This window comes from Streptomyces sp. NPDC058257, from assembly GCF_042881845.1.
In the GTDB taxonomy this organism is placed as follows: Bacteria; Actinomycetota; Actinomycetes; order Streptomycetales; family Streptomycetaceae; genus Streptomyces.
Map to the genome: position 1 here is coordinate 98,509 of NZ_JBHVXJ010000003.1, position 18,901 is coordinate 117,409.

At 72.0% G+C, this 18,901-nt stretch carries 16 protein-coding genes; 4 read left to right on the forward strand and 12 right to left on the reverse strand.

Features of this window, described 5'->3' with window-relative positions; genetic code table 11:
- Nucleotides 1–90 precede the first annotated feature (90 nt).
- The 7 genes from fxsT to ACFVXC_RS09410 form a co-directional block, all read right to left on the reverse strand.
- Nucleotides 91–3,117, reverse strand: coding sequence for an FxSxx-COOH system tetratricopeptide repeat protein (gene fxsT / locus ACFVXC_RS09380; protein WP_389903264.1), 3,027 nt, complete (start codon nucleotides 3,115–3,117; stop codon nucleotides 91–93).
- A gap of 55 nt (nucleotides 3,118–3,172) precedes the next feature.
- Nucleotides 3,173–4,450 (reverse strand): aKG-HExxH-type peptide beta-hydroxylase, encoded by a 1,278-nt coding sequence (locus ACFVXC_RS09385; RefSeq protein WP_389903267.1) that lies wholly within the window; start codon nucleotides 4,448–4,450, stop codon nucleotides 3,173–3,175.
- The gene (locus tag ACFVXC_RS09390) at nucleotides 4,447–4,701 is read right to left on the reverse strand and encodes a hypothetical protein (RefSeq protein ID WP_389903269.1); all 255 of its coding nucleotides are present in this window, start codon (nucleotides 4,699–4,701) and stop codon (nucleotides 4,447–4,449) included. Before ACFVXC_RS09390 ends, ACFVXC_RS09385 begins: the two co-directional genes overlap by 4 nt.
- A gap of 136 nt (nucleotides 4,702–4,837) precedes the next feature.
- Nucleotides 4,838–7,948 (reverse strand): SAV_2336 N-terminal domain-related protein, encoded by a 3,111-nt coding sequence (locus tag ACFVXC_RS09395; RefSeq protein ID WP_389903271.1) that lies wholly within the window; start codon nucleotides 7,946–7,948, stop codon nucleotides 4,838–4,840.
- A 7-nt stretch (nucleotides 7,949–7,955) separates the two neighbouring features.
- Nucleotides 7,956–8,969, reverse strand: a complete 1,014-nt coding sequence (locus tag ACFVXC_RS09400; protein WP_389903273.1) for an AAA family ATPase — start codon at nucleotides 8,967–8,969, stop codon at nucleotides 7,956–7,958.
- A 120-nt stretch (nucleotides 8,970–9,089) separates the two neighbouring features.
- Nucleotides 9,090–11,177, reverse strand: a complete 2,088-nt coding sequence (locus tag ACFVXC_RS09405; RefSeq protein WP_389903274.1) for a trypsin-like peptidase domain-containing protein — start codon at nucleotides 11,175–11,177, stop codon at nucleotides 9,090–9,092.
- Complete coding sequence (locus ACFVXC_RS09410) at nucleotides 11,174–11,524, reverse strand: CU044_2847 family protein (protein WP_389903276.1); 351 nt, start codon at nucleotides 11,522–11,524, stop codon at nucleotides 11,174–11,176. Before ACFVXC_RS09410 ends, ACFVXC_RS09405 begins: the two co-directional genes overlap by 4 nt.
- 123 nt (nucleotides 11,525–11,647) lie before the next feature.
- Between ACFVXC_RS09410 and ACFVXC_RS09415 the strand changes: the two genes are divergently transcribed.
- Nucleotides 11,648–11,830 (forward strand): DUF6104 family protein, encoded by a 183-nt coding sequence (locus ACFVXC_RS09415; protein ID WP_003961784.1) that lies wholly within the window; start codon nucleotides 11,648–11,650, stop codon nucleotides 11,828–11,830.
- A 9-nt stretch (nucleotides 11,831–11,839) separates the two neighbouring features.
- On the opposite strand, the gene ACFVXC_RS09420 is transcribed toward ACFVXC_RS09415, so the two are convergent.
- A complete protein-coding gene (locus tag ACFVXC_RS09420; RefSeq protein WP_389903278.1) occupies nucleotides 11,840–12,742 on the reverse strand; it encodes a TIGR03620 family F420-dependent LLM class oxidoreductase in 903 nt (300 codons plus the stop codon).
- A gap of 105 nt (nucleotides 12,743–12,847) precedes the next feature.
- On the opposite strand from ACFVXC_RS09420, the gene ACFVXC_RS09425 reads away from it, so the two are divergent.
- On the forward strand, nucleotides 12,848–13,483 hold the full coding sequence (locus ACFVXC_RS09425) for a TetR/AcrR family transcriptional regulator (protein WP_389903281.1): 636 nt from the start codon (nucleotides 12,848–12,850) through the stop codon (nucleotides 13,481–13,483).
- Nucleotides 13,484–13,634: 151 nt separating this feature from the next.
- On the opposite strand, the gene ACFVXC_RS09430 is transcribed toward ACFVXC_RS09425, so the two are convergent.
- The gene (locus tag ACFVXC_RS09430; RefSeq protein WP_389903284.1) at nucleotides 13,635–14,492 is read right to left on the reverse strand and encodes a hypothetical protein; all 858 of its coding nucleotides are present in this window, start codon (nucleotides 14,490–14,492) and stop codon (nucleotides 13,635–13,637) included.
- Nucleotides 14,493–14,628: 136 nt separating this feature from the next.
- On the opposite strand from ACFVXC_RS09430, the gene ACFVXC_RS09435 reads away from it, so the two are divergent.
- Both ACFVXC_RS09435 and ACFVXC_RS09440 read left to right on the forward strand, forming a co-directional pair.
- Complete coding sequence (locus ACFVXC_RS09435) at nucleotides 14,629–15,531, forward strand: DUF4097 domain-containing protein (RefSeq protein WP_389903286.1); 903 nt, start codon at nucleotides 14,629–14,631, stop codon at nucleotides 15,529–15,531.
- Between the two features lies 1 nt (nucleotide 15,532).
- Entirely contained in the window at nucleotides 15,533–16,654 is a 1,122-nt protein-coding gene (locus ACFVXC_RS09440) for a helix-turn-helix transcriptional regulator (RefSeq protein WP_389903288.1), read from the forward strand.
- 36 nt (nucleotides 16,655–16,690) lie between these two features.
- Here the strand turns inward: ACFVXC_RS09440 and ACFVXC_RS09445 are convergent, their stop codons facing one another.
- The 3 genes from ACFVXC_RS09445 to ACFVXC_RS09455 all read right to left on the reverse strand — a co-directional run bounded on the left by ACFVXC_RS09445 (nucleotide 16,691) and on the right by ACFVXC_RS09455 (nucleotide 18,571).
- Nucleotides 16,691–17,290 carry a Clp protease N-terminal domain-containing protein gene (locus ACFVXC_RS09445; RefSeq protein WP_389903289.1) on the reverse strand — a complete coding sequence of 200 codons (600 nt, stop codon included), beginning with the start codon at nucleotides 17,288–17,290 and terminating at the stop codon, nucleotides 16,691–16,693.
- Entirely contained in the window at nucleotides 17,290–17,499 is a 210-nt protein-coding gene (locus ACFVXC_RS09450; RefSeq protein WP_160507185.1) for a helix-turn-helix domain-containing protein, read from the reverse strand. The genes ACFVXC_RS09445 and ACFVXC_RS09450 overlap by 1 nt, the downstream gene beginning before the upstream one ends.
- A gap of 109 nt (nucleotides 17,500–17,608) precedes the next feature.
- The gene (locus ACFVXC_RS09455) at nucleotides 17,609–18,571 is read right to left on the reverse strand and encodes a zinc-binding dehydrogenase (protein ID WP_389903291.1); all 963 of its coding nucleotides are present in this window, start codon (nucleotides 18,569–18,571) and stop codon (nucleotides 17,609–17,611) included.
- Between the last annotated feature and the right edge of the window lie 330 nt (nucleotides 18,572–18,901).

An 18,901-nucleotide genomic window follows, 5' to 3' on the forward strand; every position in this document is an offset into this window, starting at 1 on the left:
CTGAGGCCTGAGTTCCTGAGGCTTGAGTTCCCGAGCGACGGGCCCGGCACCCCCTGGAAGGGGTGCCGGGCCCGTCGTCGTCTCTTCCTGCTATCCCAGGTAGGCCTCGAAGTCCCAGTACGGACGGTTGCGCTGGCGTGCCGAGAGGGTGTGCGGATGTTGGGCGCCGAGCGTCCTGGTCAGCGCCAGCAGGCCGTCCTCCTCCAACTTCTCGGCCTCTTCCCGTTCCCGCAGCGCCCGCAGGTCGGCGGCGAGCGCCAGCTGACAGGACAGGGTCAGCGGATGCCCGTCACCGAGCGTGTGGCGGGCCCGCCGCAGGGTCTCCCGGCTCAGCTCGGAGGCTTCCACGATGCGGCCGTTGAAGTTGCGCGCACCGGACGCGTTGAGCGCGCAGCCGAGCACCCAGGGGTGGTCGGCGCCGAGCGTGGCCGTGAGACCGCCGAGCGCGGACTCGAACATCGCCATGGCCTCGGCGCGTTCACCGGCGGCCTGCATGATCAGCCCGGTGTTGGCGACCATGCCGGTGGCGACGGGGTGTGCGGGGCCGAGGAGGGCGCGGTATCCGGACTCCGCCTCGGCGATCAGGTCTCTGGCCTGGCTCAGATCCCCGTGCTCGCGCAGATAGCTGCCGTAGTCCGTGATGAACGACAGCGTGCGGTAGTGGCCGCGTCCGTGCACCTGCTCCAGCTGGTCGAGGAGACTGGCCATCATGGTCCCGACGTCCTGCCCGAAGCCGCCCTCGCGGCGGCGGCAGAGTGCCAGTTGGGCGCGGGCGTTCAGGGTCTGCGGGTGCTGCGGCCCGAGCACCTGTACGTGGAGACGCAGCACGGAATCCTGGCGGGCCACCGCGTCGCGGTAGCGACCGAGCAGCCGCAGGTCGTGGGCGCAGGCATTGCCGGAGTGGAGGGTGTTGATGTGCCGGGCGCGCAGGATGCTCTCGCGCCGGGTGAGCGTCTCGACGTCGACGTCGTACGCCTCCTGATAGCGGCCGAGGAGCCGCAGGCCGACGCCGAGGTTGTGCCTGGCGATGAGGGTGAGGATCTCGTCGTTCCCAAGGAGGCGTTGGGCGTCCGCGAGCACCTTCGACTGGAGCTTGCCGGCCTCCTCGTACTGCCCGAGGTGGCGCAGACTGTTGGCGATATTGGTGTGGGTGAGCAGTTCACCGAACTCGTTGCGAGGCTCTGCGGCGCGCAGCCGTTCGATGAGGTTCCCGTCGAGGTCGTAGGCGTCCCGAAAGCGGCCGCTGGCCCGCAGGATGTTGCTCTCCTGGGCGGTCAGGTCCAGCATCGGCTGGGCCAACGCGTCCATGAACCCGGACCATCGGTGGCGGATCTGCTCGGCCAGCTGGAGCCCGGCCTTGAACTCGCCGCTGCGGAAGCAGTAGCGCAGGCAGTTGAGTACGGCGACCTGGACCCGTTCCCTGGTGCTGTCGAGAGCGCCGGAGGGCTCCAGGTGGGGCAGCAGCTCCGCGTACCGGGGCCAGTGCCTGCTGTCCATGGGGTTGCCTGGGTCGGCCTCGGCGAGCAGCGCGTGAACGGCCTTGCGGTGCAGCGCACGGTCTTCGTCACTGGTGAGCTTGGTGACGATGTCGTGGACGAGCCGGTGCATGTGCACCGACTCCTGATGGGGACCCATGTCGGTGTTGGCCGGCCCCCGCATCTCCCGGGTGAGTACCGAGTAGTTGACAAGCGTGTCCAGGGCCCTGGACCAAGCGGGCAGATCGGTGGCCATCCAGCGCAGGTCCTCGGGCAGCTCCGCCTGCGGATAGGCGCGGATCAGTCCGAGCGGGATCCGTCCTGGGGCGAAGGACGTACACAGGCTGAGGACTTCGATGGTCTGCGGCTGCGACCGACGGAGCCGGTTGAGCAGTATCGACCAAGAGGTCAGGGACGCGTGGGGCAAGCCGTCACCGATGGACGCCTCGTCGGTGGCGGACAGCCGTCGTTCCCGCACCATCCTTAGGTACTCGGGCACTTCCATGCCCGACTCGCCCAGCCAGGAGGCCGCCTGCACCAGTGGCAGGGGCACATCACCGAACTCGACGGCCACCTCGTCGGCCTGTTCCGCGGTCACGTGCGGGGCCCGGCGCATCAGATAGCCCGTGGACTCTGACCGGTCGAAGCTGGGCACTTCGAGTACGTCGGTGTGGTCGGCCCAGCCTCGGTTGCGCGAGGTGATCAGCACGTGTCCGGGACCGTTCGGCAGCAGGACGTTCGCGGCCTCGATGTCGTCCCAGCCGTCGAAGATGACGAGCCAGCGGGAGTGCGGTTCGCCGCGTCGCAGCGCGTCGCGAACCGCGCGGATGCGCTCGCCGGGCTCGCTTCCGCTGTTCAGCCCGAGCGCGACGGCCAGTTCACCGAACCGGTCGCGCTGGATGTTGCGATCGTCGGAGTTGACCCACCAGACCGCGTCGTAGTCGGGGCGGAAGCGGTTGGCGTACTCGGCTGCGGTCTGGGTCTTGCCGATGCCGGACATACCGACGAGCGTGCAGGCCGCGTCGCCCCGTTCGGCGTCGGTCAGCCGCTGGTGGAGTTCGAGGAGCAGGTCGTCCCGTCCGGTGAACCGGGAGTTACGGCGCGGTACTTCGCCCCAGATCTCGGGCTGGGTCTCCGGGAAGCGGACGCTGCGGCCGGGGACGGTCCTGCGCGCGACGGGCCGCAGGTCCAGGCCGAGCCGGCTGAGGAGACGTTGTTCGGCTTCCTCTTCGCCGAGACCCCACAGGGCGGCCGGTTCGAGGACGGCGGTGGAAGGCAGGAGGGGACGGTTCGTGAGGTTGACGGCGGCGAACCGGTCCGCGTTGGCGGCCACGAAACCGCGCAGAACGTCGTTCCACTCGCTGGCGGGCCGCGGTCCCAGTTCGAAGAACCAGTCGTTGAGAACGAGGAGCACCCGCCCCCGGGCGAGCAGCAGGTCGCCGAGCGCGTCCTCAAGCGGGTCGTCGCGGCGCGGGTCCCAGCGCTGCAGCGTGGCCTGGTGGCCGTGGCTCTCCAGGCGGTGAGCGATCCAGGCGGCCCACGGCCGGTGGTAGCCGGGGAAGACCACCAGGAAACGCTCCGGCTCGGTCGTGCCGCCCCGGTCCGACGCACCGGCACCGCCCGACCGCCGCTGTTCCGCCATCAGAACTCCCTATCGCACCTGTACCTGCACAACGTCACTTCGTGTGGACACAGTGTCACCCAAGGGTCCGGGAGGTCCGCCCCAGGCTCGCGTGATGCCTGTCCATTTCCTGGGCGAACTTCCGCCCCGCAAAGGTCAGTTCATCGGATTCAAGCAGGATGGACAAGGCTCCTTCGACCTGTTCGCGGTATATATCGAACTGCTCTGTGGCCCGCCGCCGCCACGGTTCGGCCAAACCGGTCCCCGCACGCACCCGTCGCCACAGGTCGGTGAGCGCAAGATGGGCGTAGACGCCCTGAAGGACGCCCGCTATGGGACGGAGGTCGGGGCGCCAGCCGACGCGGTGCACGGCATCCCCCGCCGGCTCGCACAGCGGCACGAGTTCTTGGAAGGCGGCCAGTTTGGTGTGGTGCGCCTCATGGACCAGGACCTCCGCCATCTCCTCCGCTCCGGCGGGCAGTGACGTCAGTACGGCTCCGGGGGCGGCCCGAAGCGTCGCACTCATCGGGTGGTGACCGGCCCTCAGCGGGTCGGCGGAGAGGGGGACCACGGCACGCAGGACGGCCCCGATCTCGGCGGCCCGGTCGGGGTCGATGGCCGCGAGGAGTTCCTGGGCGCTGCGCCAGCGCCGGGCCCAGGGCCCGTAGAGGTCGTCCTTCCGCTCGGCGGCGGGAAGGGCCGCGGGTCCGACGCCGGAGGGCGGTACACGGTACGGATCGAGATCGTCCAGGACGACCGCGCCGCCGGGCAGGGTGCGCAGCCCGGACCAGTGGGAGCTGCCATCGCGCAGCCGACGGACACCGGACCGCGCGTACAGCACAACGTCCTCGGAAGGTCCGCTGTCCGTGATCCGCAGCCGCCCGGCCCCCATGTGCAGCCGGGCCCGACCGGCCGGGCAGCGCAGCACACCGAGACCGGGGAGTGCGAGCAGGCCCTCGGGGACCTCCACGTCCATGGTCACCCGACAGCCGGCACGCACGGCTGCCGTGGCGGCGACCGCGCCGAAGTGCGCGAGGTGCCGCTCGAAGGCGTGGCCCTCGGGAGCGGCGAGGATCTCGGCGAGCCAGGCGCCTGCCATGGGGTAGTTCACGACGTCGCGGACGGCAGCGGGGTCGGCCTCCTCGGCCCGCTCCAGCACGCTCCAGTCACGGTCGAACCGGTGGCGTACGGCGGGGTCCAACCGGTCTCGCTGCCGGTCGATGCGGGCGAGGAGAGACTTGAGGAGTAGCAGACGGCGGGCGCGCAGCCCGGCACTCAGTGCCGCCGTACCTGCCTCGGTCGGCCTGGTCCTGGCGAGCTCCGCCAGGACGGAGGTTGCCGACGCCAGGGTCACCCCGCCCTTTCCTCACGGTGCCGCGACGCACCACTTCCGGCTGGAACCATGCGCCCGGTGTGTGCTTCGTCGACATAGGTGGGGCCGTCGCCGCTGAACCAGGAATCGCCCAGCTCCCGGGAGTGGGCGAGCACCCGCTCGACCGCTTCGGCGAGCCGTGGATCGTCCATGGCACGCAATGTCCGCAGGTCGACATGGGCCAGATCGGGCAGGAGCAGCGCTCGCCCGTGACCCTCTGCGGGGCCAGCCACCCATTCCCCCTGCTCCGACACCATCAGCTCCCCTCTCACGCCGTCCGCCCCGTACGACCGTCGCGGCTGCACGGTTCTTCCCGAGGTCGGTGAAACAGAAACATGTTCGACTTAACTCCGGCCACACGCCTCCCTATTACGCGGTGATCACTGCCCGCACCCCTCCCCAGGCGCACCACGGTGGGGACGCCCGGTCCCAGTCCTCGTCGGACGACCGGTCGACACCGGGGAAGGCGGGCTCGTCCGCGTCGACGGCCGCCACTCGCGCGCGGGTCAACTCGACCTCCTGCCAGTCCACTTCACGCAGCACTCCGGTCAGCTGCCGCCACTCGTCGGCAGCAGACCGGTAAGCGGTACGCGCGGCGGCCGAGCGGCCCATCAGTTCCAGCACGCCGCCCTGCCCGTGCAGCGCACGCGCGGCCGTCACCGACCCCGGTGCGCGACCGTACGCGATGCGGGCTTCCTGTTCGGCGTACTCATAGGACTGCAAGGCCTCGGCGAGTACCGGAGTGCCCGTACGGCGCCTCAACTCGACTATGACACGGCCCAGTTGGAGCCGCCCCTCAGCACGTACCCCCGCGTCGTGCGTGCCCCGGATCGCCTGCCCGAGCAGATGGCGGCTCTCGAACAGGTCGGGCAGGAAGCCGAGATGACGGAAGCGCTGGGCGAGCGCGCCGCCCACCAGGCCGAGCAGCCTGCCGCGGTCGGGGGCGCGCGCGGGCAGCGCCGTGAGCGCCTCGCGCAGCACGTTCTCGGCGCGGTCGACGATCACCGCACCGGTGTCCGCGGCGGCGCGGCGCAGGAGCGATTCGCCCCAGAGGGTGAGCAGCCGCCCGCGGCGGGCGCTGTCGGGCGGCGCGAGACCGACGGCGGCTTCGTAGGCACGGTCGGCGTCCTGGTGGGCGCCGGTCGCTTCGTGGAAGGCCGCCTGGGCGGAGAGGCAGCGCAGACGCAGGCCCGGGTCCCCGCCCGCGGCCTGCTCCGCCCTGGCGAACACGGCGGCGGTCGCTTCGGGAGTGTCGATGCCGCGCAGGGCCTCGGCCAGGTCGAGCAGGGCGGGGCAGCGGACGCCGTCAGGAGCGCCCTCGGCGTCCAACAGGTCGCAGGCGACCCGGAGGTCACGGGCGGCGGCGGCCGGATTCCCGTCGGCGAGCAGGAGCCGCCCGCGGCGGAGCAGCAGGGCACGGCGGCGGTCCGCGGGCCACTGTGCGGCATTACCGGGCAGCGCGGCGAGTGCCTGCCGCAGAAAGTGCGTGTCCTGGGTGGCGTGCCACAACTCATGTTGCACCGCGGCGAGTTCGAGCGCGGCATCGGCGTGGGCCACGCTGCCGTCGGCAGCCGCGCCCAGGGCCTCGGCCAGTACGGCGGCGGCCTCGTGCAGCAGGGTGAGGCGGCGCCCGGCCCCCCGGGCGCGGGACGTGGTGGACTCGGCACGCAGCACCCGGCCCAGGACCAGCCGGGCCCGTACGCCCCTGTCGGCATCCCCGGCGGCGCCGCCGTGCAGCGCCACCTCGGCCTGCGTCCGCGCCCGGAGCAGCACGGAGGGATCCGCCTGGTCGTGCCACCTGGCGAGGAGGCGCTCGGCCTCCAGGAGGGGCTCGGCGGCCACCAGATCCGGTTGGTAGAAGCGCAGCACGCGCGCGGGGACCGTGGCGAACAGCTCGGACTCGACCCCGGTGGGCGTCGTGGCCGTGCCGCCCTCGTCGGCGCCGGGTGCGGGGCCCGGTTCCTGCCCGTCCTGCTCGCCCTGCCCGTCGAGCCGGGCCGCGGCGAGGGCGGCGAAGTTGCGAGTGCCCCGGTCGAAGTGGCGTTCCACATAGGCGGAGCAGTGCTTGAGGACAAGTCCGGCGGCGGCCCGGCCGAGGGAGCTGAGGAGCAGTTCCTGGACGCGTGCGGGGTAGACGAAACAGGGCCGGGCCTCGGTCCCGGGGAGCTGCCTGAGCAGCCCGCCGAGCAGGACCTCGGCCAGCTCCATGGGCCCGGTGTCGGGCAGCATGGTGCGCTGGACGAGCTGCATGACGGGCAGCGAGAGCGGGGCCGCCGCGAGGCAGACGGCGAGCCGCAGAGCGCCGGGCGACACGGTGGCCCTGAAGGCCCGAAGGAGTTCGTCGTCGCTGCGCCCCGCGGGTGGCGCGGGGGCGAGCGGGCTGCCGGAGCCGTCGGACGCCGGTCCCACCCAGGCCGCCCAGCCGCGCACCGGGCCCCCTTGACCGGACAGCAGCCGCGCCCAGGCCGCGAACGCCTCGGGGATCGGCTGCAGTACGGGGACCGCCTTGACGCCCGGAGGCCGCGGCTCCCACGGCTCGTCGTCGGGATCGAAGACGGTGCGTCCGCCCGGTTCCGGCCTGCGCATGAGAAGCCCCGGCTCGGCGGGCAGCGCCGTACGCGTCCACAGCCGGGACGGCAGCGGCTGGACCACGGCGATCGGCGAGCCGACCGGCCAGGAGTGCAGCAGCCGCTGGGCCGCGCCGCGCTGCCACAGCGGGCCCACGCAGTCGCTGACGATCAGGGTGAGGCGGCGGCCCGCGGGGTCGTGCAGCTGGTTGGCCGAGCGCAGGCGGGTGCGGCTGTGCGGTCCCGTGGTGGTGCCGACGAGCAGGCCGCCGTCGCCGTTGTCGTACAGCTGGTGGACCTGGACGTCGCGGAAGACTCCCGACTGCTCGCAGGCCTGGCGCAGTTCCTCGACCAACTGCTCCCATACGGCCATCGCGGGCCCGGTGTCCATGAGCAGCTGGACGTCGGCGTTCCGGTGGCGTGCGGCGCGCAGGACGGGGATGAGGAGGCCTGTCACGGCGGAGCGTTCGGCGGTGGCTTCCTCGTCGATACCGCCGTCCATGGAGTGGTCGGGGTACGGGGCGTAGCGCCGCAGGGGGCGCAGTGCCTGCTGCAATCCGAGCAGTCCGGGCAGTGCGGCCGCCGCCGGGGCCCGTACGGGAAGGCCGGGGCCCGCGCCGCCGGAGTCCGCCGTGCCGCCGGGCAGATGCAGGGGTACGTCGGCGGGCGTGGCCGCCCGGTGCGAGGGGTCGGGATCCGCGCCGCGGGTGCCTTCGGCGCCCTCCCGCACCGGGTCCCGGGTGTCGTCGGACCGCGGCGGGACGGGGGCCGACGAGGCGCCCGGCTCGCCGGGCCTGGAGGCGCGCGGTAACCACTGGGCGAGCCAGACGGCGTCGGCCACCTCCTCGGCGGTGGGGTCCAGGCCGCCGTCCCTGAGCCTGCCGATGAGCTCTCCCAGATGCGTCCGCGGCATCCGGCCATCACCTCGAACGGTCGAGGGGCCGCATGAGCAAAGAGGCGATCCGCTCCCGGGTGAGGCGCTCGGCGTGCGGGGTGTGCTGGGTGAGATAGAGGGCGTTGAGAAGCTGGTCGGCGGCGATGACCTCGCCGGGCTCGCGCTCCAGGAACCGGTCGATCAGATCCCGGCCCTCGGTGGCGCCCGCGCCACCGAGGTGGGCCTCGACCATGGACTTGAGCTGTTCCTCGCCCGGCGGCTCGAGTTCGAGCTGGACGCAGCGCCTGAGCAGCGGAGCCGGGAAGTCCCGCTCGCCGTTGGAGGTGAGCACGATGAACGGGAACGTGGTGCAGGCGATCCGGCCACCGGTGACGGTCACCTTGCGGCCGTCGTCGGTGAGCACCTGGACGGAGGGTTCACGGTCCGCGATGCGTTCGAGCTCCGGAATGGCGAACTCGCCCTCCTCCAGGGCGTTCAGCAGGTCGTTGGGGAGGTCGAGATCGCTCTTGTCGAGCTCGTCGATGAGCAGCACGCGTGGCACGTCGGAGGGGAGCAGCGCGGTGCCCAGCGGCCCGAGACGGATGTACGAGCCGATGCCGGACGTGGCCGTCTGGCTTCCCGACTCGCCTTGAGCACGGTCCAGTTGGACGTCCTGGAGGCGGCCGATGGCGTCGTAGCGGTAGAGACCGTCCCGCAGGGTGGAGCGGCTCACGATGGGCCAGCGCAGCACCCGGCCCAGGCCCAGCTCGTGGGCGACGGCGTAGGCGAGGGTGGATTTTCCGGTGCCGGGGTTGCCGGTGGCCAGGAGTGGGCGGCGCAGGTACAGCGCGGCGTTGACGGCGTCGGTCTCGGCGGGCCGGGGCGCGTAGTTCTCGACGAGGGTGCGCTGGAAGCCGAGCCTGCGGGCCGTGCTCGGGTCGGTGTCCGCAGCCGCGTCCCGTTCCGAGGCCGCGAAGTCGCGCCAGGGGGGCGGAGGGGGTAACCGCTGCACTCCGTCGTGCGGCTCACCGACACCTCGGTAGATCCGCCAGTCATTCACCTTGGGCTCCTCCCGGCTCTGGTGAGGCCGCGCAGCGGGTACAGGCGACGAAGAGACTACCGCGCTTCAGTCCACACCGCAGACCCCGATCCCGGGCCGCTTCAGGAGTTTGACGGCTCATCAGTTCTCCATGGGCGGCGGGGAGACGGCTTCGGTGCCGTAGGGCGGACGGTCGGGCGGGTCGAACAGAAAGGCGACGCCGTCGGCCCACCCGGAGTCGACGGCCAGCTCAGGCGCGCTGGCGTGGACGCGCAGTTCCTGGATGCGGTCGCGGAGTCCGGCCGCGCTGCCGGCCTTGGCCAGAAAGCCACCGGCCCGGCGGTGGAACTCCTGGCAGTCGCTGTGGTTCTGGCCGTTGCGACGCCACAGAACCAGCGGGTGTCCGGCGGCGAGCGCGGTGGCCATGGCGGCGAAGCCGTCGCCATGGCCGACATGTCCGCAGTAGACGGGGACGGAACCGCGCTCGGCCCCCATGAGTCTGCCGAACGCCGCGGGCTTGCTCTCGCGGCGTACGGACGGGGCATGGCCCGACATCGCGGCCTCGTCGCGCAACGGCACGGCGGCCAGCGGACCGTCGGCTGCGGCGCTCCACATCCGCCGCCACTCGGGAATGGCGTCTCTCACGTTGCGCCTGCGGTCGCGGATGACGACGACCCTGCGCCGGCCGAGGGGCATGTAGGGCGGGTCCCACTCGTCGTACACGTCCTCGTCGGCCCCGTCGGGTATCAGACGCCAGGCGTCGAGCGGTTCGTCGAACAACTGCCGGGGCAGCAGGGCCTCCACGGCGGCGAGGTTCTCCCCGCTGTCGCCCTTGCGCAGCGCGTCGGCGAGAGGTTCGCGCAGGGTCTCGCGCAGCCGGGAGCGCGGCACGCCGCGGTCGTCGCCGTCCAGCGGGCTCACGTCCCGGCCGTCGAACAGCAGCTTGACGCTCCACGGGTAGCGGTCGCCGTAGCCGGGGTCGCCGATCTCGACGAGGACGTCCGCACGGGCCTGGGGGCGGGCCTCCCGCACGGAGGCGACAGACAGGGCATGGGCGCCGTTGCCGTTGCCGTTGCCGTTGCCGTTGCCGTTCAGGATCGGGGCGAGGGCGAGGGCGATCTCCTCGGCGATCGGACCACGGGCCATCCCGGACCGGTACGTCAGCCAGTCGGCGAGGTCGCGCAGGACGCCCGCGGGGGCCGCTTCACGGCGGGCGAGCGTGGTGTGCCGGGCGACCTTCGCGGCATACAACAGCACTGCGTCCAGGTCGAGTTCGCGTGAGTTCGCCGTGCCCCGGATGTCGGGCAGGTCGTGCAGGAGTCCGGCGCCCTCACGCCAGGTGCGCGGGTCGTACTCGATCGGTGAGCGGTAATCATCGGCGAGCACACGGCACTTGACCTCATGGACGAGGTCCATGACCTCGCCGGGGCCGCTGGGCGGCGGGAGTTCGGCGAGGAGGCCGTAGAGGTGCACCCGCAGGTCCGGGGTGAGTCCTGGTGCGCCGCGGGTGCGCAGCCGGAGCTGGGCGCGCGTCCAGTCGTCGGGGCCGCCCGCGCGGTAGCGGCGCAGGTGATGGCGTTCGTGTTCACGCAGGACCGTGTGCAGTACATCGCCGCCCGGGAGGTCGTACAGCTCGTGCAGGGCGGTGACCGGGACGGCGGCGCCCTCGCTGCGGCCGACGCCTTTGACCAGCGCGACGACGGCTCCGGACTCCCGGTCGACGACGGGGCCGCCGGACACCCCCTCGACGGGCAGGATGCCGGTCAGGAGCAACGCACTGGTGTCGAGCGCCTGGGCCGTGCCGAGCCCGTCGCGCACTCCGAGGTCGCCGGTCTCCCTCGACCAGCCGTGCAGGCTGATCTCGGCGGGGATGGACGGGGGCCGTTCGCTCAGCCAGACGCACGGGGCGTCGCGCGCACCCGGGACGTGAACCAGGGCGATGTCGGGGAGCTCCCAGCGCGGCCGGTTCTCCTCGGGGACCGAAGGCCGGGGCTTGGCGAGGACGACCCTGCCCGTGGCGGTACCGCCTTGCCAGACGACGCCGACGGCGTCTTCGTTCCGCCACACTGCCGCTCCCCCCTTTCCCACGACGTGGGCGCAGGTCAGCAACCAGCCAGGGGCGATGAAGAAGCCCGAACCCCAGTAGTGGTCACCGTGCTGCTCATACCCCCCGCCAGGCTCCACGATGCGCGCGAGCGAGGGGCGCACTATCCCCTGGAAGGCGCTCATTGCGCGCCAGTCGCCGTGGCCGCGGGTTCCGTCCAGGTCAGCGACACGGACACGGACGCCTTGCCGCTGCCGTCGGCGAGGACGCTGATGACCTTGCCGGACTGTGCGGACAGTTCGATGCCGAAGTTCACGGCGACCTCGACGGAGCCGGTGGGTCCCAGCCCCGAACGCAGGGAGGCCACCACCCCGCTCACGATGTCGCCGAGTCCACTGGCCATGTCGATGACGCGGTCACCGACCCCGGTGTCCCGATAGCCGCCGCCGCTGTCGATTTCCTGTGCCTCGGTGATGCGCGCCCAGACGGCGGTGCCGTCGTCGAGCCGAATTTGTGCGATCCCGTCCGTCACAAAAGACCCCCGTTCCCCCCATGACAAGGAGAAGCAGGCTAACTCCATGCAGGGGGCAAGGGACAGGGAATGCCCCGTATCCTGAAATGAGACAGAGCCTTTTCGAGTCCAGCGGAGCCCCCTTTGTACTTCACCGACCGTGGCATCGAGGAGCTGGAGAAGCGGCGCGGCGAGGAGGAAGTCACCTTCGAGTGGCTCGCCGAGCAACTCCGCACCTTCGTGGACCTCAACCCCGACTTCGAGGTCCCGGTCGAGCGCCTCGCGACCTGGCTGGCCCGTCTGGACGACGAGGACGAGGACGAGTAGGACGGCCCGTCACCCGGTGAGCGCGGGGGCGAGCTCGCGCCACTCCCGCAGCGGCAGCGCACCCGGTTGCGTACCGAGCACCTGTACGCAGACATGGTCGGCGCCCGCCGCGAAGTGCTCCCGCACGCGCGCGTGGAGGGCGCCGACGTCTCCGTAGGCGACGATCGCGTCCACCAGTCGGCGGCTCGGCCCGCCCGCGGTGTCTTCGTCGCCGAACCCCATCCGCCGTACGTTCGCGGCCTGGTGGGGCGCGTTGGACACGTAGCTCGTGACATGCGCGGCGGCCACTTCACGGGCCCGCCCGATATCGGTGTCCAGTACGACGGCCTGCTCGACCCCCAGGAACGCGTCCGGCCCCATGATCTCGCGTGCGAGCGCGGTGTGCTCGGCGGTCACGAAGTACGGGTGGGCGCCCCAGGTGCGCTCCGCGGCGAGCCCCAGCATCTTGGGGCCGAGCGCGGCGAGCACACGCTTCGGGGCGGGGTCGGGGACGGGGCCGCGCGAGGGGGCCGCGTCCATGGCATCGAGGTAGCGGCGCATGGTCGTCAGCGCCTTGCCGCGCGTGGGGATGGGGAAACCGTCCACCTCGGAGACCCTCTCGTCGATCCGGTGCCCGCCGAGCCCCAGGAGATACCGCCCCGGGAAGGCCTCGCCGAGGGTGCGCTCCGCGGTGGCCATGACGAGCGGCTCCCGGAAGGCGATGTTGGCGATGCCGGACGCGACGACGATGCGCCGCGTCGCCCCGAGGAGCAGCCAGGCCTGCCCCACCGCGTCACGCCCGAAGGCCTCCCCGTACCAGAGGGCTCCGTACCCCAACTCCTCGATCTCCGCTGCTGCTTCCCGTACGCGCCCGGCGGGCTCCCCTTCGAAGTCGAAGGTCCAGATCCCCACGCGCCCCAGCGAACCGGTCATCCCGCACTCCCCACAGACCTAACCGGAGAACCTCTCCGGATACTGCCGGGCTACGATACGGAGAACTTCTCCAGTTAGCCACCCTCATCGGCGAGAGGACGCTCCATGACCGACGGCACCCAGGCGGAACCGGGGGTCCCCAGGCCCTCCGCCAAGTCCGCGAGGCAGCCCCGCGCGGACGCGCTGCGCAACCGCGAGCGGATCGTGACGGTCGCGCGGGAGACGTACGCCGAGTCGGGCCCCGAGGCATCCCTCAACGAGATCGCCCGCCGCGCGGGCGTGGGCCCCGGCACGCTCTACCGTCACTTCCCCAACCGTGCCGCTCTCCTGGCGGCGGTGCTGAAAGACCGCATCGACGCGCTGTGCGCCCGCGCCTCGGAACTCCTCGCCGCGGGCGGCGCCGACGACGCGCTGGACGACTGGCTCCGCGCGTTCCTGGCGCACGCGCGCGTGAACCAGGGCCTGGGCGGCGCCTTGCTGGTCGAGGAGCTGGAGAACACCGGCGCCCTGGGCTTCGACTGCCACCAGCGCATCCAGGACACGGCTACGAGCCTGCTGACCCGGGCGCAGGCCGAGGGCACGGCCCGCAAGGATCTGCACGCCGCCGACATGGTCCAACTAGTGGTGGGAATCGCCCTGTCGACCCCGCACGGCCCGCCCGATCGCGAACAGCCGGCACGCCTGCTTGACCTGGCACTGGATGCGATCCACGCGCGCCACCGGAGCCCGTCCGGCGATTGAGGGCCCGGGAGCCCTCAGCCCCGCCCGGGCCCTGTCGACCCCGCACGGCCCGCCCAATCGCGAACAGCCGGCACGCCTGCTTGACCTGGCACTGGATGCGATCCACGCGCGCCACCGGAGCCCGTCCGGCGATTGAGGGCCTGGAAGCCCTTCAGCCCCGCCCGGCCCCGGCGTCAGCCGCCCGCACTCTGTCGTACGCGAACCCCAGAGAACCGTGCACCATCAGCAGCGCGCCCGCCACGGCCCATCCTCCGCTGCGCCGCCGCACGGCCCACGCCACCAGCGGCAGCCCGGCAGCCATCTGCGCCACGGCGAGGGCGCGAGCCCGGGGGCCCCGTAGCCACGGCCCGAGGCGACCCCGCTCGACCACGTCAAGCTCCGCCCGGACCACGTCCCGCCATCCCGACCACTCGATCTCCCGCACCCCCCGCGCCGTCCCCGCCACCGCACGCAGCCGGTCCGCGGGCTCCCCGGGTCCGAGGCCGGTCGGCAGCGCCACCCCCGCCCGTGTGAGGACGGCGAGCAGGGCCAGGAGCCGGGCACGGGCGTCGGCCTCCGTGTCGGGGCGTCCCAGTGGCTCCAGGGACTGCAGGTCGAGGACGGGATCCAGGCCGAGCCGCGCGGCGAAGGTGCGCAGCGCCTCGTCCTCACCGACGGGCGTTCCGTTCGCCAGCCATACGTATTCGACGGTGCGCCGGAAGCCCGCCGCGAGAGTGCAGCCGGAGCGGTCGGAGTCCCACCACAGCGCGAGCACCGGCCAGGTCGACCCGACGGCGAGCGCGGTGGCCCACCCGGCCAGCACCCGGTCCACCGGCTCGTCACCGTGCACCCAGGGCTTGCCCTCGGGCACGAGCACGCTCCACCCGCGCCCCGCGGGAGCGAGCAGCATCCGTTCGCGCAACAGGCGGGCGGCGGGCTCGACCACGTCGGGTTCGGCCCGGCAGAGCAGCAGCGCACCGGCGGCGGCACGCTCGGAGGCGGAAGCGCGCTCGGAAGCATCGGACGACATGACCCCACGCTAGATCAAATCACCATATTCAGCGCAGAGAGGTGACGGTGTCTTGACTTTCCATTTCCGCGATATATCGTGTATCTCAGAGACGCGATATGGCGCGTTGATCAGCTCACCCGAGGAGGTCGGCCCGATGTCAGAGTGGTCAGTCGCCGAGCCCAGGAAGCTCACGTTCGACGCCCCCGTCACGACACTCCACGTGCGCGTCGTCAACGGAACAGTGAACGTCGTGGGCACGGACGAAGTTTCCGCCCGGCTCGAGGTCTCCGAGATCGAAGGGCCGCCCCTGACGGTCACGCACGCGGACGGCACCTTGTCGGTGGCGTACGACGACCTGCCCTGGCGGGGCTTCCTCAAGTGGCTCGACCGCAAGGGCTGGCGCCGCAGCGTGGTGGTCTCCCTGGCCGTCCCCGCGGGCACCCGCGTCGAGGTGGGCGTGGTCGGGGCGAACGCCGTGGTCTCGGGGATCGAGGGGCGCACGGAGGTCAAGGGCGTGACCGGCGACACGACCCTCGTCGGCCTAGCGGGCCCGGTCCGCGCCGACACGGTCTCGGGCAGCCTGGAGGCCCAGGGCATCACGGGCGACCTGCGGTTCCACTCGGTCTCCGGCGACCTGACCGTCTTCGAGGGCGCGGGCTCCTCCGTTCGGGCCGAATCGGTGAGCGGCTCGATGATCGTGGACCTCGACCCGGCGGGCGCCCCGACCGACATCGGCCTGACGAACGTCTCGGGCGAGATCGCGATCCGGCTGCCCCATCCGACGGACGCGGACGTGGAGGCGAACACCGCGAGCGGCAACGTGTCCAACGCTTTCGAGGATCTGCGGGTCAGCGGCCAGTGGGGAGCGAAGAGGATCACCGGCCGCCTCGGCACGGGCAGCGGAAGGCTCAAGGCGACGACGGTCTCGGGGTCCATCGCGCTGCTGCGCAGGCCACCGACGGAGGAAGATCCATTCGACGAGGCCCCACCGGCCGCGCCCCCCAAGGACACTCCCCCGGCCGGCGACGCCGCCCCGACCGACAAGAAGGTGCTCTGACATGGCCCCCGTGTTCGCCCACGGCCGACTGCGCCTGTATCTGCTGAAGCTCCTCGACGAGGCCCCGCGCCACGGCTATGAGGTGATCCGCCTCCTGGAGGAGCGTTTCCAAGGGCTCTACGCCCCCTCGGCGGGCACGGTCTACCCGCGCCTGGCGAAGCTGGAGGCCGAGGGCCTGGTCACGCACACCACGGAGGGCGGCCGCAAGGTGTACTCCATCACGGACGCGGGCCGCGCCGAACTGGCCGACCGCAGCGGTGAGCTGGCCGACCTGGAGCTGGAGATCCGCGACTCCGTCGCCGAGCTCGCCGCCGAGATCCGGGACGGCGTGCGGGGCGCGGCCGGTGAGCTCCGCCGCGAGATGCGGGAGGCCGCAAAGGAGGCGCGTGCGTCCAGCGGCGCGTCCGGCACGTCCGGCGCGTCCGGCGCGTCCGGCGCGTCCGGCGCGTCCGGCACGTCCGAGGGCAGGAGCGGCGCAGGCTCCGGCAAGCCCTTCCCCGACCCCGCCGACTTCTTCGACGGCTCCTGGGGCGACAAGGAGGGCTGGCGCCAGGCCAAGGAGGAGTTCAAGCGCGCCAAGCAGGAGTGGAAGGAGCAGGCGCGACGCGCGAAGGACGAGACCCGCAGGGCCCGCGAGGACGCCCAGCGCGCTCGCCGCCAGGCCCAGGACGCACAGGAGACCGCACACGCCCAGGCGCAGGAGGAAGTGCAGCGCATCGCACGGCGCGTCCAGGACCAGGTGCAGGACCACTTCGCACGGGGCGACTGGCCGACGGGGGTCCGCGAGGGGCTGACGGAACTGGCCAAGGAATTCGGCGAGTTCGGCAAGGAGGCGGGCAAGGACCGGGGCCGCAAGGGGACGCGATCCACCACCGAGGAGCCCACGTTCACGGGCACCCGCGAGGACGAGGTCCCCACGGAGTACGTCCCCGACTGGGCCCAGGAGGACACCACCGGCAACCCGGCACGTGACCTGGACCGCCTCCTGGACCGCTTCCGGGACGACATCCGCGACGCGGCCCGGGACCACGGTGTGACGGAGGACCAACTCCGCGACACCCGGCGCCACTTGTCTTCGGCGGCGGCCCACATCGCGGCGACACTGCGCACGCCGATGGCTTGATCCGGGCGGCCATCGGACCACCCCGGGCCGGTCGGACTAAGCGGCACCCGCGCCGTCCGACCCGGAGCCGTCCGTGCCGCCCGTGCCGTAGAGCACCCTCTCCACCGACTCATGGGTCACCCCGTGGTCCGCGAGCACCTCGCTGACGGCTCCGGGGCGGGCGGTCAGGGCGAACAGGATGTGCTCGTCGCCGATGTGCCGGTCCCGGCGGGCCGTGGCGATGCGCAGGGACTTCTCCAGAGTGTCCTTGGCTTCACGGCTGAAAGGCCGGCGCCCGGTCCAGCCGCGACCGGTCCGCCCGGCCTCGCGCCCGCCGCCCGCCAACGCGCCCACGCCATGGGCCTCCTCGACCCGGGAGACGATCTCGGACACGTCGATGCCGAGCCCGGCCAGCGCCTCCGTGTCGGCCTGCGAAAGGCCCCCGCGGCGGCGCGCCTCGCCCAGCGCCTCCTCGATCGAGTCCCGGCGCCGCGCGGCCCCGAGCGAGGCCAGGGCGAAGGACGCCCGACTCGCCTCGCGGTCGAGCAGCGCCAGCAGCATGTGCCCGTCGTCGACGGAGCCCGCGCCTTCACCCTCGGCATGCTCGACCGCACCCTTGACCACGGCGCGGGCGTCCCTCGTGAACCGCTCGAACATCACTGCCTCCCGTACTTCTTGTGCACGGCCTGCCTGCTCACACCGAGCTCCGCGGCGATTCCCTGCCACGACCAGCCCTGCTGACGCGCACTGCGCACCTGCACGGCCTCCAACTGCTCCACCAGCCTCCGCAGCGCGGAGACGGCACGCAGCCCGACCCGTGGATCGCGATCACCCGCGCGCTCGGCGAGATCCGTAGCTTCGGTCATGCATGTCAACTTACGTTGACAACGGGGGCACGTCAACCGAAGTTGACGTCGAATGGCGGCTTCAGAGCCTCAGAGCACCAGACCTCCAGGCCTCCAGGCCTCCAGACCTTCAGACCTCCAGCACGATCTTTCCGAACTGCACGCCGGACTCCATGCGTTCGAAGCCCTCCCGCGCCCGGTCCAGCGGGAGGACCTCGTCGATGACGGGACGTACGCCCGTGGCGGCGCAGAAGGACAGCAGGTCCTCCAGCTCGTCCTTGGACCCCATCGTCGAACCGACGATCTTCAGCTCCAGGAAGAAGACCCGGGTCAGCTCCGCGTGCGAGGGACGGTCACCGCTGGTCGCACCCGAGATCACCACCGTGCCGCCCGGCTTGAGGGACTTGATGGAGTGCGACCACGTCGCCGCCCCCACCGTCTCGATGACGGCGTCCACCCGCTGCGAAAGACGCGCACCGGACTCGACGGCCTCCACCGCGCCGAGTTCCAGCGCCCTCTTCCGCCTGGCCTCGTCACGGCTCGTGGCGAAGACCCGGAGCCCCGCCGCCTTGCCGAGCACGATCGCGGCCGTGGCGACACCGCCACCGGCGCCCTGGACGAGGACGGAATCCCCGGGGCGCACACCGGCATTGGTGAAGAGCATGCGGTAGGCGGTGAGCCACGCGGTCGGCAGACAGGCCGCCTCGGCGAAGGACAGCTCCGCGGGCTTCGGCAGCAGGTTCCACGTGGGCACGGAGACCTGCTCCGCGAACGTCCCTTGATACTTCTCGGTGAGGATCGAGCGGCCCTCACCGGGGTCGACCCCGTACCCGGTCTGGCCGATGACGGAGTGCAGGACGACCTCGTTGCCGTCCTGGTCGATGCCCGCGGCATCGCAGCCGAGGATCATCGGCAGCCTCCCCTCGGGGAGACCGACCCCGCGCAGGGACCACAGGTCGTGATGGTTGAGGGAGGCGGCCCGGACGTTCACGGTCGACCAGCCGGGCCTGGCATCGGGGGCGGGACGCTCCCCCAACTCAAGGCCACTGAGCGGCTGGTCACGGTCGATGCGGGCGGCGTAGGCGGCGAACATGTGGCAGACGATAGGGGGGCGCCCTACCCGCACGTAACCAGGAGCGCCTGTGACACACCCCGCACCGGACCGCAGGCCGTGAGGCACCGACGGCGAGGTCCTCAAACAGGAGACGGCCACCCGGTCAACAGGATGCGCCCACCCGGTCAAGAGACTGAAACCGGTGGCCGGGTGGGAAACGCACGGGCCCCGCCACAACGTGACGGGGCCCAGAGATCCAGCGGCCCAGAGATCCTGTGAGCCGGACATCCAGCGAGCCAGAGATCCTGCGAGCCAGACCTCCAGCGAGCCAGAAATCCTGCGAGCCGAACATCCAACGGCCCAGAAATC

What these genes read in the sequence shown, in the direction of transcription:
- fxsT (WP_389903264.1), bottom strand. Translation starts at nt 3,117, where the DNA reads ATGGCGGAACAGCGGCGGTCGGGCGGTGCCGGTGCGTCGGACCGGGGC.
- ACFVXC_RS09395 (WP_389903271.1), bottom strand. Translation starts at nt 7,948, where the DNA reads ATGCCGCGGACGCATCTGGGAGAGCTCATCGGCAGGCTCAGGGACGGC.
- ACFVXC_RS09405 (WP_389903274.1), bottom strand. Translation starts at nt 11,177, where the DNA reads ATGAGCGCCTTCCAGGGGATAGTGCGCCCCTCGCTCGCGCGCATCGTG.
- ACFVXC_RS09420 (WP_389903278.1), bottom strand. Translation starts at nt 12,742, where the DNA reads ATGACCGGTTCGCTGGGGCGCGTGGGGATCTGGACCTTCGACTTCGAA.
- ACFVXC_RS09425 (WP_389903281.1), top strand. Translation starts at nt 12,848, where the DNA reads ATGACCGACGGCACCCAGGCGGAACCGGGGGTCCCCAGGCCCTCCGCC.
- ACFVXC_RS09430 (WP_389903284.1), bottom strand. Translation starts at nt 14,492, where the DNA reads ATGTCGTCCGATGCTTCCGAGCGCGCTTCCGCCTCCGAGCGTGCCGCC.
- ACFVXC_RS09435 (WP_389903286.1), top strand. Translation starts at nt 14,629, where the DNA reads ATGTCAGAGTGGTCAGTCGCCGAGCCCAGGAAGCTCACGTTCGACGCC.
- ACFVXC_RS09440 (WP_389903288.1), top strand. Translation starts at nt 15,533, where the DNA reads ATGGCCCCCGTGTTCGCCCACGGCCGACTGCGCCTGTATCTGCTGAAG.
- ACFVXC_RS09445 (WP_389903289.1), bottom strand. Translation starts at nt 17,290, where the DNA reads ATGTTCGAGCGGTTCACGAGGGACGCCCGCGCCGTGGTCAAGGGTGCG.
- ACFVXC_RS09450 (WP_160507185.1), bottom strand. Translation starts at nt 17,499, where the DNA reads ATGACCGAAGCTACGGATCTCGCCGAGCGCGCGGGTGATCGCGATCCA.
- ACFVXC_RS09455 (WP_389903291.1), bottom strand. Translation starts at nt 18,571, where the DNA reads ATGTTCGCCGCCTACGCCGCCCGCATCGACCGTGACCAGCCGCTCAGT.